The sequence below is a fragment of the Siccirubricoccus sp. G192 genome, assembly GCF_019084075.1.
Lineage (GTDB): Bacteria > Pseudomonadota > Alphaproteobacteria > Acetobacterales > Acetobacteraceae > G192.
Map to the genome: position 1 here is coordinate 5068992 of NZ_JAHREN010000001.1, position 12157 is coordinate 5081148.

9 protein-coding genes and 1 pseudogene are annotated in these 12157 nt (G+C 72.0%); all 10 read right to left on the reverse strand.

Features of this window, described 5'->3' with window-relative positions; translation table 11 throughout:
* Positions 1-63 precede the first annotated feature (63 nt).
* A complete protein-coding gene (locus KSF81_RS24450) occupies positions 64-1797 on the reverse strand; it encodes a methyl-accepting chemotaxis protein (RefSeq protein WP_217381187.1) in 1734 nt (577 codons plus the stop codon).
* Positions 1798-1982: 185 nt separating this feature from the next.
* Positions 1983-2760, reverse strand: a pseudogene (locus KSF81_RS24455) (TlyA family RNA methyltransferase).
* A complete protein-coding gene (gene dxs, locus KSF81_RS24460) occupies positions 2757-4679 on the reverse strand; it encodes a 1-deoxy-D-xylulose-5-phosphate synthase (RefSeq protein WP_217381188.1) in 1923 nt (640 codons plus the stop codon). The pseudogene KSF81_RS24455 and the gene dxs overlap by 4 nt, the downstream one beginning before the upstream one ends.
* A complete protein-coding gene (locus KSF81_RS24465; protein WP_217381189.1) occupies positions 4679-5590 on the reverse strand; it encodes a polyprenyl synthetase family protein in 912 nt (303 codons plus the stop codon). The genes dxs and KSF81_RS24465 overlap by 1 nt, the downstream gene beginning before the upstream one ends.
* A gap of 12 nt (positions 5591-5602) precedes the next feature.
* On the reverse strand, positions 5603-5872 hold the full coding sequence (xseB, locus tag KSF81_RS24470) for an exodeoxyribonuclease VII small subunit (RefSeq protein WP_217381190.1): 270 nt from the start codon (positions 5870-5872) through the stop codon (positions 5603-5605).
* Between the two features lie 126 nt (positions 5873-5998).
* A complete protein-coding gene (locus KSF81_RS24475) occupies positions 5999-6967 on the reverse strand; it encodes a tripartite tricarboxylate transporter substrate binding protein (protein WP_217381191.1) in 969 nt (322 codons plus the stop codon).
* 19 nt (positions 6968-6986) lie between these two features.
* Positions 6987-7763 carry an enoyl-CoA hydratase/isomerase family protein gene (locus KSF81_RS24480; protein WP_254453724.1) on the reverse strand — a complete coding sequence of 259 codons (777 nt, stop codon included), beginning with the start codon at positions 7761-7763 and terminating at the stop codon, positions 6987-6989.
* An 8-nt stretch (positions 7764-7771) separates the two neighbouring features.
* Positions 7772-9871, reverse strand: a complete 2100-nt coding sequence (locus KSF81_RS24485; protein WP_217381192.1) for an acetate--CoA ligase family protein — start codon at positions 9869-9871, stop codon at positions 7772-7774.
* Positions 9868-10791: an acyl-CoA dehydrogenase family protein gene (locus tag KSF81_RS24490; protein WP_217381193.1), complete on the reverse strand. Its 924-nt coding sequence runs from the start codon at positions 10789-10791 to the stop codon at positions 9868-9870. The genes KSF81_RS24485 and KSF81_RS24490 overlap by 4 nt, the downstream gene beginning before the upstream one ends.
* A 90-nt stretch (positions 10792-10881) precedes the next feature.
* Positions 10882-12087: an acyl-CoA dehydrogenase family protein gene (locus KSF81_RS24495; RefSeq protein ID WP_217381194.1), complete on the reverse strand. Its 1206-nt coding sequence runs from the start codon at positions 12085-12087 to the stop codon at positions 10882-10884.
* Between the last annotated feature and the right edge of the window lie 70 nt (positions 12088-12157).

The following is a 12157-nucleotide window of genomic DNA, read 5'->3' on the forward strand; positions in this document are numbered from 1 at the left end:
GCGGGCCTTGCGGCCCCGGACACCCCGGCGGCGCCGCCACCCGCCAAGCCCGCCGCGGGCGGTTCAGCCCACCTGCCGCAGCCGCCCCATCACACTGCCGAGTTCGCCGCGCAACGTCTCGCCCTGGCGCGCCACCTCGGCGCCCGCCTGGTCCAGCACGCGCAGCGCCGCGGTGGTGTCCTCCACGCCCTGCGTCACCTCGGCGATGGTGGTGGAGACATGGGTGGTGCCCCGCGCCGCCTCGGCCACGTTGCGGGCGATCTCCTGCGTCGCTGCGCCCTGCTCCTCCACCGCCGCGGCGATGCTGCCGGCGATGTGGTCGATCTCCGAGACCACCGTGGCGATGCCCTTGATGGAGCGCACCGCCTGCTCCGTAGCGCCCTGGATGCCGGTGATCTGGCTGGCGATCTCCTCGGTCGCGCGGGCGGTCTGCGCGGCGAGCTGCTTCACCTCGCTGGCCACCACGGCGAAGCCCTTTCCGGCCTCGCCGGCGCGCGCCGCCTCGATGGTGGCGTTCAGCGCCAGCAGGTTGGTCTGGCCGGCGATGTCGCTGATGAGGCGCACCACCTCGCTGATGCGGCCCGCCGCCTCGGCCAGGCTGCCGACCACGCCATCGGTGGTACGCACCTCCTCCACTGCCCGGTTGGCCACCTGCGCGGCCTGCGCCACCTGCCGGGTGATCTCGCCGACCGAGGCCGCCAATTCCTCGGCCGCCGCCGCGACCGTCTGGACATTGCCGCCAGCCTGACCAGCTCCGGCCGCCACCGCCGCGGCCTGTTCCGCGGTGCGATTCGCGGTGGCCGAGAGCGTGCCGATCGAGGCCTGCAACTCGGTGGCCGAAGCCGCGAGCGCCTGGGTCACGCCGCCCAGGCTGCGTTCCATCGTCTCGGCCAGGGCATGCTGCGCCTGGGCCCGCTCGTGCTCCGCCCGGTCCCGCATCCCAGCCGCCTCGGCCTCCAACTGGCGCGCCTGGCGGGCGGTAAGGCGCAGCGCCTCCAGCCCCTCCGCGATCGCACCCACCTCGTCGGTGCGGTTGCGGTCGGGGGTTTCCTCCTCGATGCGGCCGCCGGCCAGCGTCGTGGCCGTGCCGGCGAGGCGCTGCAGTGGCCGGGTCACGCCGCGCAGCACGATCAGCAGCGCGAGGCCGGTGCCGGCCAGGATGCCGGCCAAGGAGACGCCGACCAGCCAGGCGCGGGTCCGCGCGATATCCGCCTCGATGCGCGCTTCCATGGCTTCCGCGAAAGCGCGTTGCCGCTCCTCGGCGCCACGGATCAGCTCGCGCATGCGGGTCACGATGGGGGCGCCCTCGAAAAGCGCGTTCTGGGCCGCCTGCAACTGCCCGGCCCGGCTCTGTTCCAGCACCCGGGATGCGACCGCGCGGTGGCGGTCCAGCTCGCGCCGGACCTCGCCCATTACCGTGCGATTCGCCGGCACCAGCAGGTTGCGCTCAAGCTGCTCCAGCCGCGTCTCCATGGTGCGGCGCTCCTCTTCGAGCGCGGCTTCCCAGTGGCGGCGCTGATCGGGTGGCAATTCCAGGGGCAGCCATTCCGCGGCGCGCGCATAGCCCAGCAGGTTGGAGCCCATGCGGCCGAGCCAGAACTGGCGCTCGGCCAGCACTTCGCGCTCCTGGAGCTGCGCCGTGGCCTGGGACAGGGCGCGATAGCCCATCCCGGCAACCACCATCGCCACCACACCCAGGATGGCGACCGCCGAGAGCAGCTTCGGCGCCAGCCCCAGGCGCAGTCCACGCGCAGTGCGGGCCGGGCCCGCCACGCCATTCACTTCGGTCATCTGCATTCCGCCATTCCATGCTGCCGGCCATGGTGCCGGGACCGGCAGCGAGTTTGGCGGCGGGCCGTTTACAGCGGATGAAGGCTGCCCCGGATTTCCTCCAGGCCGATTCATGCCAGCGGCTGCATGCAGGGCCACATGTGCCGGCTCAATAACCAGGGCCAGGGCCCGTTCGGCGGTCTCAAGCGGGTTCAGCCGGCTTTCCCGGCCGCGATCAGGAATTCGCGGTTACCCTCGGGGCCCAGGATCGGGCTCGGCTCCACCCCCAGCACCCGCCAGCCGGGCAGCCCGGCCCACCAATCCGCCATGCGGTCGCAGACGGCACGATGCACCGCCGGGTCCCGCACCACGCCGCCCTTGGCGATATGGGGCCCCACCTCGAATTGCGGCTTGATGAGCGCCACCGCCCAGGCGCCCGGCGCGCAGAGCGCCAGCGGCGCCGACAGCACCGTGGCGAGGCCGATGAAGCTGGCATCGCAGACCAGCGCGCCGGCGGGCTCGGGCACGGAAGCCTCATCAAGGTAGCGGGCATTCACCCGTTCCAGCACCACCACGCGCGGGTCGTTCCGCAGCCCCCAGGCCAATTGGCCGTGGCCGACATCCACCGCATAGACCTTCGCCGCCCCCCCCTTCCAGCAGCACATGGGTGAAGCCGCCGGTGGAGGCGCCGATATCGAGGCAGACCCGCCCGGCCGGCGACAGGCCGAAATGCGCCAGCCCATGCGCCAGCTTCACCCCGCCGCGGGAAACCCAGGGGTGGTCCTGGCCGCGCACCTCCAGCGGCCGGTCCGGCGGCAGCACCTGGCCCGGCTTCTCGATGCGCTGTTCGGCGGAGAAGACCTTGCCGGCCAGGATCAGCGCCTGCGCCCGGGTGCGGCTTTCCGCCAACCCGCGATCCACCAGCAATTGGTCCGCGCGCAGCTTGCCGGGCTTCGCGCGGGGCGCACCGGCCGTGCCGGCGCCGATCATGCGCGCGCCGGTAGCGCCGCAGCCTCCGCGCCCAGGGCGGCGACGGCCGCGGCGACGATATGGCCGGCATTCAGCCCGGCCTCGTCATACTGCTTCTTCGGGTTCTCGTGGTCGATGAAGCGGTCCGGCAGGCACATCGGCCGCACCTTCAACCCGTGGTCCAGCAACCCCTTCCAGGCCAGGTGCTGCAACACCAGGCTGCCGAAGCCGCCGACCGAGCCCTCCTCGATGGTGATGAGCACGGCGTGGTCCCGCGCCAGCCGCTCCACCAGTTCGGTGTCGAGCGGCTTGGCGAAACGGGCATCGGCGACGGTGGTGGAAAGGCCGCGCGCGCCGAGTTCCTCGGCCGCCTTCAGCGCCTCCTGCAAGCGGGCGCCATAGGACAGGATGGCGACCGTGCCGCCTTCCCGCAGCACCCGCCCCTTGCCGATCGGCAGCGGCGTGCCGCGCTCCGGCAACTCAAGCCCGAGCCCCTCGCCGCGCGGGTAGCGGAAGGCGCTCGGCCGGTCGTCGATGGCGGCGGCGGTGGCCACCATGTGCATGAGCTCCACCTCGTCGCTCGCCGCCATCAGCACGATGCCGGGCAGGCAGCCGAGATAGGCGATGTCGAAGGCCCCCGCATGGGTCGCGCCATCGGCGCCGACCAGCCCGGCGCGGTCGAGTGCGAAGCGCACCGGCAGGCCCTGCAGCACCACGTCATGCACCACCTGGTCGTAGCCGCGCTGGAGGAAGGTGGAATAGATGGCGCAGAAGGGCTTCATCCCCTCGGTCGCCATGCCGGCCGCGAAGGTGACGGCGTGCTGCTCGGCGATGCCGACATCGAAGCTGCGCTTCGGGAACTTCTTCGCGAAGAGATCGAGGCCGGTGCCGGAGGGCATGGCGGCATTGATCGCCACGATGCGCGGATCGGCCTCCGCCTCGGCGATCAGAGCATTGGCGAAGACCTTGGTATAGGAGGGCGGGCCGGGCGGCGCCTTCACCTGCTCGCCGGTGACGACGTTGAACTTCACCACCCCGTGGTACTTGTCGGCGCTGGCCTCGGCCGGCGCGTAGCCCTTGCCTTTCTTGGTCACCACATGCAGCAGGATCGGGCCGCGATGCTCGGTGTCGCGCAGGTTGCGCAGCACCGGCAGCAGGTGGTCGAGGTCGTGGCCATCGATCGGCCCGACGTAATAGAAGCCCAATTCCTCGAAAAGCGTGCCGCCGGTGAGCAGCCCGCGCGCATATTCGTCGGCGCGCCGCGCCGCACGCTCCAGCGGCGCCGGGAAGCGCTTGGCCAGCCGCCCCATCAGCTCCCGCAGGTTGACGAAGGGGCGGGAGGAAATGAGCCGCGACAGGTAGGCGCTCATGGCGCCGACCGGCGGCGCGATCGACATGTCGTTGTCGTTCAGGATGACGATGAGGTTGGCATTGGAGGCGCCGGCATTGTTCATGGCCTCATAGGCCATGCCCGCGCTCATCGCGCCGTCGCCGATCACCGCGATGACGTTCCGGTTGTCGCCCTTCAGGTCGCGCGCCACCGCCATGCCGAGGCCGGAGGAGATGGAAGTGCTGGAATGCGCCGCGCCGAAGGGGTCGTATTCGCTCTCGCTCCGCCGGGTGAAGCCGGAGAGGCCGCCGCCCTGGCGGAGCGTGCGGATGCGGCCGCGCCGGCCGGTGAGGATCTTGTGCGGATAGGCCTGGTGGCCGACATCCCAGATCAGCCGGTCCCGTGGCGTCTCGAAGACCGCATGCACCGCGACGGTCAGTTCCACCACGCCGAGCGAGGCGCCGAGATGCCCGCCGGTCTGGCTCACCGCATGGATTGTCTCGGCCCGTAATTCCGCCGCCAATTGCTTGAGCTGCTCGGCCGAGAGGTTCCGCATGTCGGCCGGCACGCGCACCCGGTCGAGGAGCGGAGTGGAAGGAAGGCCAGCCATCAATTCCTCCGCTCGATCACGAAATCCGCGAGCATCCGCAACAGGTCGGCCCGTTCGTTGAATCCGTCAAGATGGGTCTTCGCCTGCGCAACGAGGCGCTCGGCCTGCAACCGGGCCCGCTCCAGCCCGAGCAGCCCGACCAGCGTGGCCTTGCCCGCCCCGGCATCCTTGCCGGTGCGCTTGCCCGCCTCCGCCGTGGAGACGGTGGCATCCAGCAGGTCGTCGGCGATCTGGAAGGCGGCGCCGAGGTCGCGGCCATAGAGGCAGAGCGCATGCCGCTGCGGCCCCGCCGCCTTGCCCAGCAGCGCTCCCGCTTCCGCCGCGAATTCGATCAGCTTGCCGGTCTTCAGGGTCTGCAACCGGCCGATGGCGGGCTCGTCCAGCGCCTCGCCCGCCGCTTCCGCCAACATGTCCAGCATCTGCCCGCCGCACATGCCGCGCGCCCCGGCGGCGCGGGCGAGGCAGCGCACCAGTTCGATCCGCACGGCGGGGTCGGGGTGGGTATCCTCCTCGGCCAGCACGCTGAAGGCCTGGGTCTGCAGGGCATCGCCGGCCAGGATGGCGGTGGCCTCGTCGAAGGCCCGGTGGACGGTGGGCTTGCCACGGCGGAGGTCGTCGTCATCCATCGCCGGCAGGTCGTCATGCACCAGGCTATAGGCGTGCAGCATCTCGACGGCGCCGGCCGCCCGCAGCGCGGCCTGGCGGGAGACGCCGAATTGCCGCGCCCCCTCCAGCACCAGGAAGCCGCGCAGCCGCTTGCCGCCGCCGATGGCGGCATAGCGCATCGCCTCGAAAAGCCGGGATTCCGGCCCCTCGGCCTGGGGCAGCAAGACCTCCAGTGCCTGATCGATCTCCGCCGCCGCCGCCGCCATGGCGCGCGGAAGGGCGGGGGCCTCCATACTGCTGTCCATCGGTTGGGGGCCCTACTCCACGTCGCGCAGGCTGGGGCCGCCCGGGCCCTCCACGATGGCCTGCACCTTCATCTCGGCTTCCGCCAGCTTGGTCTCGCAATGGCGGCGGAGCGCGGCGCCGCGCTCGTAATCCGCGATCGCCTGGGCGAGCGTGCCCCGGCCGCCTTCCAGCGACTTCACGATATCCTCAAGCTCCCCCAGCGCTTCCTCGAAGGACAGCAGCGCCAGGTCGCGGGTGCCGGTCCCGCCTGCAGCGCCGGGTTGATTCTGGGCCTCTCCCATTCGGGTCTCCATCCTCGAATGGCCAGCATACCAGGGGTCCCGGCGGGACAAAACCTCGGCCCTGGGAAATCAGGCGGCGATGAGGGCGGCCGGCCGGGATCGACCGCCTGTCGCAACGACCGGCCGCTACATCTGGATGTTGCGCTCGCGGATCACACGGGACCAGAAGCCCACCTGCTCCTCCAGCCAGCGGCCAAAGGTCTCGGGGTCATCGGCATGCGGCTCCAGCCCGTCCTCGCGGATCAGGCGCTGGACGCCCTCGGTGGCCGCGACGCTGCGGAGATCGGCGGCGATGCGGGCGCGGAGTTCCGCCGGCACCGCGGCCGGGGCGAAGAAGCCGTAGAAGGTGCGGGCCATCACGTCGAAGCCGCTCTCCAGCATGGTCGGCACCTCCGGCGCGAGCGGCGAGCGCGCCGGCTGGGTGATGGCGATGGCCCGCACCCGCCCCTCGCGGGCGAAGCGGAGCGAGGTGGGACTGTCGAAGAGCGCGTTGATATGGCCGGCGATGAGGTCGGTCATCGCCGGCGCGATGCCGCGATAGGGGGTGTGCAGGATCTCGATCCCCGACCGCCAGGCAAAAAGCTCGGCCGAGATATGCGGCGAGGACCCCATGCCGGCGGAGCCGAAGCGCAACCCGCCGGGATTGGCGCGCGCCCAGGCTACCAGTTCCTGAAGGTTCTGCGCCGGCACGGAGGGATGGATGTAGAGGATGCCGCCGCCCAGCGCGATCCGGCAGAGCGGTGCCAAGGCCTTCGGGTCATAGGGCAGGTTGCGCAGCATGATCTGGTTGGTGATGATGCCGAAACTCGCCAGCAGCAGCGTATGCCCATCCGGCGCCGCATGGGCCACCGCGGCGGTGCCGATGGCCGAGGCGCCGCCCGGCTTGTTGCTCACCACCACGGATTGCCGCCAGAGCTCGGCCAGGCGGGCGGCGAATTCCCGGGCGTAGCGGTCCGTCGGTCCGCCCGCGGCATAGGGCGCGACGATCTCGACCGGCCTGGACGGCGCCCAGGGCTGTGCCCCGCCGGGCTGGGCCAGGGCCGGCCGCGCCGCCGCGGCCAGCAGCGCCGCCCCGAGCAGGTTTCGCCTGTGCATCGCGCCCTCCCCCTTCCCGTCACCGCCCCTTGAACACCGGCTTGCGCTTCTCAAGCTGCGCCCGCCGTGCTTCCAGCGCATCCTCCGTCTTCGAGAGCTCGTAGGTGAAGTTCTGCTCGAAGCGATAGGCGTCCTTCTGCGGCATCAGCTCCACCATGTTGCAGGAGGTCTTGGCGTAGCGGATGCCGAGCGGGCTCTTGCCGGCGATCTCCGTGGCGATTTTCATGGCTTCCGGCAGCAATTGCGCCGCCGGCAGGCAGGCCTCGATGACCCCGAGCCGGTAGAGCTCGGCAGCCGGCAGCCGCTGCCCCGTGAACATCATGCGCCGGGTTTTCGACCGCCCGAACAGCTCACGCAGCATGGCGGCGCCGCCGGCCAGGCCGACATCGATCTCCGGCATGCCGAAGACCGCCTCCTCGGCCGCCAGCATGATGTCGCAGGCCGCCATCAGGCCGAAGCCGGCACCCAGCGCCGCGCCATTCACCGCCGCGATCACCGGCTTGGCGCATTCCTTGATGGCATTGCCGGTCTCGCGCGTCAGGCGGTTGTGCCACCAGTACTGGCCGTGCTTGCCGGGGTCCGGCCGCTGCTTCAGGTCGGCGCCGGCGCAGAAGACCTTCCCTTGCGCGGTGAGCACCACCACGCGGATATCGTCGCGGTCGGTGGCCTCGTCGAAGATCTGGATCAGCCGCTCCCGCATCTCCCAGTTCACGGCATTCACCGGCGGGCGGTTCAGCGTCGCCACCGCCACGTAATCGGAGACTTCAAGCGTCACGACATCGGAAGGCATCGGCATTCCCCTGTTCAGGTTCGGGAGCGGCGCAGGATGACGGCATCGACGCCCATCCCGCCTTGCGGCAGCGCCATGAAGGGATTGACCTCGACGCTCTCCAGCGCCTCCCCATGCGCCGCGGCGAAGCGGGAGAGCGCGACCAGCGCCTCCGCCAGCGCCCCCTCATCCACCGGCTGCCGCCCGCGCGCGCCCTGCAGCAGCGCACGCCCCTTGATGGAACGCAGCATGGCGAGCGCGCCGGCATGGTCGATTGGCGCCAGGCGGAAGGCGACGTCGCGGAACAGCTCCACGAAGACGCCGCCCAGGCCGAACATCACCAGCGGGCCGAAGACCGGGTCGCGCGTGGCGCCCAGCACCACCTCCACCCCATCCCGCACCATGGGCGAGACCAGCGCGCCCTCGATGCGCGCCGCCGGCGCGCGGGCCCGCACCTCCGCCAGCATCGCTTCGAAAGCCGTCGCGACCTCCGCCGCATCGCGCAGATTGAGCCGCACGCCGCCGACATCCGATTTATGCGCAAGATCGGGCGAGAGCACCTTCAGCACCACCGGGAAGCCCAGCGTGGCGGCGGCATCGGCCGCCTCCGCCGCATTCCGTGCGACGCGCTGCGGCGCGAAGGGGATGCCGGCCGCTTCCAGCAGGCGGCGGCAGGCGGCCTCGTCCAGATCGCCCTCCGGCAATGCGCTGGCGGGCGGCAGCGCCAAGGCATCCTGGCGCGCGCCGCGCTCGCCCAGCCAGCACAGCGCGGTGGCGATACGCATCGCCTCGGCGGGCTCGACGCAGGTGACGAAGCCCTTCGCGTGCAGGTCGAGCCGCACCGCGGGCAGGCAGCGCATGCAGAGGATGAAGCGCGTGCCGGGGTGCCGCGCCCGCAATTCCTCCAGCGCCGGCAGGGTCAGCGCCAGCCGCGCCGGGTCCTCGCCCATGAAGCCGAGGAAGGCGATCAGCACGTCGAAGCCACCCTCGCGCAGCATGATCGCCAGCATGCGGCCGAGCAGGCTCCGGTCATTCGCCACCTGCGCCGTGGAATCCACCGGGTTGCGCGGTGCGGCGAAGGGCAGCAGGGCGCGGATTTCCGCCTGCGCCGCATCCGGCAGCGCCGGCAATCCCAGCCCTTCCGTGGCCGCCATATCCGCCATGAAGGCGCCGGCACCGCCGGAGACGGTGACGATGCCAAGCCGCCGCCCCTGCGGCAGATCGCCCGCCGCGCAGGCCGCCGCCACATCCGCCGCCTCGCTGAGCGAGGAGGCGCGCCAGACGCCGGCCTCCTCGAAAGCCGCCTGGTAGCCGGCGTCCGATCCCGCCAGCGTGCCGGTATGGGAGGCCGTGGCCGCCGCGCCCTGTTCGGAAACCCCCACCTTCATCGCCACCACGCGCTTGCCGCGCTCCGCCGCCAGGCGCAGCGCCGCGCGCAGCCGGGCGCCGTCGCGGCAGCCCTCCAGATAGGTGAGGATCACCTCGGTGGCGGGGTCCTCGGCCAGCCAGGCGATGCAGGCGGCGATGTCGATATCGGCCTCGTTGCCCGTCGTCACGAGATGGCTGATGCCGCAGCCGCGGTCCGCCAGCAGGGTATAGCAATAGGTGCCGACCGCGCCGCTCTGGCTGGCGATCGCCACCTTCCCCGGCCGCGGCCAATGCGGGCCGAGCGAGGCCGTGAAGGTGCAGTAGACGCCATCGCCGGGATTGATGAGGCCGAGCGCATTGGGGCCGAGCAGCCGGATGCCCGCCGCCTGGCAGCGCGCCAGGATCGCCTGCTGCGCGGCGCGGCCCTTGGCATCCACCTCGCCGAAGCCGGCGGAGAACAGCACCACGGCGCGCGCGCCCTTGCGGATGCAGCTTTCGATCGCCTCCGGCACCGCCGCCGCCGGCACCGCCACCACCACCAGGTCGACGCTGCCCGGCGCATCATCCAGCGAGGCGAAGGCCGGCAGGCCCTGCACCTCCCGCTGGCCGGGATTGACCGGCAGGATGCGCCCCTTGAAGCCGGCCCGCTTCAGGTAATCCACCGGCCGGCCGCCGATCTTGGCGGCGTCGGTGGAGGCGCCGATGACGGCGATGCTGGCGGGCCGGAACAGCGCATCCAGCCCGGCCGAGAGATGTTGGGCCTTCATGCCGACCACGCCTGGTCCAGCCGGTCCGCCAGCGCCGCGCGCGAGGCCACCGCATCCAGCGCCGCCGCCGCCTCCCGCACCCGCCGCAACTGCCGGTGCAGGCCGAGGTCCCAGGTGAAACCCATGCCGCCATGCAGTTGGATCGCGCCCTCGACGATCAGCGGCGCCGCTTCCGCTGCCGTGGCGCGGCAGACCAGGCGCGCCACGGATTCGCCGCGCGGGTCCTGCGCCGCGGTGGCCAGCGCATGCGCCAGCGCGTGCCGCGCGCCTTCCAGCGCCAGCTTGTGCCGCGCCAATTCGAAGCGCAGCCCCTGGAAGGAGACCAGCGTGCGGCCGAACTGCTTGCGGCCGGTCAGATGCGCCATGGCGCGCTCCATGCAATGCTCCGCCGCGCCGAGCGCGCCCGCGGCGCGCAGCAGCAGCGCATCGGCGCAAAGCTGCGCCCAGCCGGCCTCCGGCAGCATCTCTGCCGCCGCATCGCGCAGGGTGACGCGCGCCGCCGGCCGTTCGAGGTCGAGCCCTGGCTCCTCCACCACCTCGGCACCTGGCGCGGCGAGGTCGAGCAGCACCGCGCCGCCGCCCTCCAGCGGCGCCAGCAGCCATTGCGCCTTCTGTCCCAGCGGCACCTGACCCACCACGCCGCTGACGCCGGCCGGCCCGGCCCGCAGCGTCCCGGCGCCGACGATGCTGCACAGCGCCTCCCCCGCCACGATCCGCGCGGCAAGGTCCGGCCGTGGTCCCGCCAGCAGCCGCGCCGCCAGCAGCGCCTCGACCAGGGGGGAAGGCGAGCAGCGCCGCCTCGGCCGCCGCCACCACCGGCGCCGCGGCGGAAAGCGGCAGGGCCAGCCCGCCCACCTCCTCCGGCGCCAGCACGCCGAGCAGCCCGTCCTCACCGAGGCGGCGCGCCGCGGTCGCCGCATCCAGCCCGGCGCAGGCTTCCGCCGCGCGCTGCGCGGTGCGGGCGATGTCCTCGGCGGCGTCGAATGTCGCGCTCATGCTCACGCCCATGCTCACGCCCCCCGGGGCAGTTTCAGGATGCGGTCGGCGATGATGCCGAGCTGGATCTGCGTGGTGCCGGCATAGATCGTCTCCGCCCGCACCTGCAGATAGAGCTTGCGGAAGCGCCGCTGCGCCGCCGCCACTTCCGGGCTGGGCGGATAGGGGGCGCGGTCCAGCACCTCCATCGCCAGGGCGGCGAAACGCTGATGCGCCTCGCTCCAATGCTGCTTCATCAGGCTGCCGCGGCCGCCAATGCTGCCGCCGCTGGCGAGGTCCTCCACCACCTGCTCCACCAGGCGCTTCAGCACCTCGATATCCACCTGCACCTGGGCGATGCGTTGGCGGAGATGCTGATCCTCCAGCAGCCGCGCCAGCGCCGGGTCGTTGCGGCAGGTGGTGACGAAGTGGCGCAACTGCTCCTCGAAGCGCCAGGCGCGGTACATGCGGTTGGTGCCGCGCTCCACTTCCAGCACGCGCACCGCGGCCTGCCAGCCCTTCTCGGGCTCGCCCAGCGCGTCCTCCGGCTCGACCAGGGCATTGTCGAAGAAGACCTCGCAATACTCCGCATCGCCGGTGATCTGCTTCAGCGGCCGCACGGTCACGCCGGGCTGGTCGAGCTTGAGCGCGAAGAGGGAGAGGCCCTTGTGGCGCTCCTCCAGGGTGCCGGTGCGGGCCAGCAGCAGGCAGCGCTGCGCCCGGTGCGCGCCTGAGGTCCAGACCTTCTGGCCATTGATGCGCCAGGCGGCGCCATCCCGCGTCGCGCGCGTGCGGAGCCCCGCGAGGTCGGACCCCGCCTCGGGTTCGGAGAAGCCCTGGCACCAGATCTCGCGCATTTCCAGGATCGCCGGCAGGTAGCGGCGCTTCTGCTCCTCGGTGGCGACGGCCAGGATGATCGGCCCGGCCAGTTCCTTGCCGATGGAATTGGCGCTTTCCGGCATCGGCACGCGGCCGATCTCCTGGTTGGCGATCAGGTGCTCGCGCAGGCTCAGCCCATGCCCGCCATAGTCGCGCGGCCAGGCGATGCCCCAGAGCCCGGCCTGGTGCAGCCGCGCCTCCCAGGCTTTCTGCTCGTCGAGCGTCGGCGGGCTGTAGTCCACCGCATCGGCCCGCCACTGCGGCGGCAGGTTGGCGGCGATCCAGGCGCGGTGCCGCGCGCGGTATGCGGCGGCATCCACTGCCGCGCTGCTGGTCGTTGTGCTGGCGGCTGGCGCGCTCATGCGCGGCCCTCCGGGGTCCGGACTGCCATGGTTTCCTCCGTGCTTGCCGGATGGTTCCGGCGGGGCTTGC

Coding starts and splice junctions, on each gene's coding strand:
- xseB (WP_217381190.1), bottom strand. CDS start 5,872: ATGGGAGAGGCCCAGAATCAACCCGGCGCTGCAGGCGGGACCGGCACC.
- KSF81_RS24490 (WP_217381193.1), bottom strand. CDS start 10,791: ATGCGGCGACCGCGGCGCGCCGCCTCGGTGAGGACGGGCTGCTCGGCG.
- KSF81_RS24475 (WP_217381191.1), bottom strand. CDS start 6,967: ATGCACAGGCGAAACCTGCTCGGGGCGGCGCTGCTGGCCGCGGCGGCG.
- KSF81_RS24495 (WP_217381194.1), bottom strand. CDS start 12,087: ATGAGCGCGCCAGCCGCCAGCACAACGACCAGCAGCGCGGCAGTGGAT.
- dxs (WP_217381188.1), bottom strand. CDS start 4,679: ATGGCTGGCCTTCCTTCCACTCCGCTCCTCGACCGGGTGCGCGTGCCG.
- KSF81_RS24450 (WP_217381187.1), bottom strand. CDS start 1,797: ATGCAGATGACCGAAGTGAATGGCGTGGCGGGCCCGGCCCGCACTGCG.
- KSF81_RS24485 (WP_217381192.1), bottom strand. CDS start 9,871: ATGAAGGCCCAACATCTCTCGGCCGGGCTGGATGCGCTGTTCCGGCCC.
- KSF81_RS24480 (WP_254453724.1), bottom strand. CDS start 7,763: ATGCCGATGCCTTCCGATGTCGTGACGCTTGAAGTCTCCGATTACGTG.
- KSF81_RS24465 (WP_217381189.1), bottom strand. CDS start 5,590: ATGGACAGCAGTATGGAGGCCCCCGCCCTTCCGCGCGCCATGGCGGCG.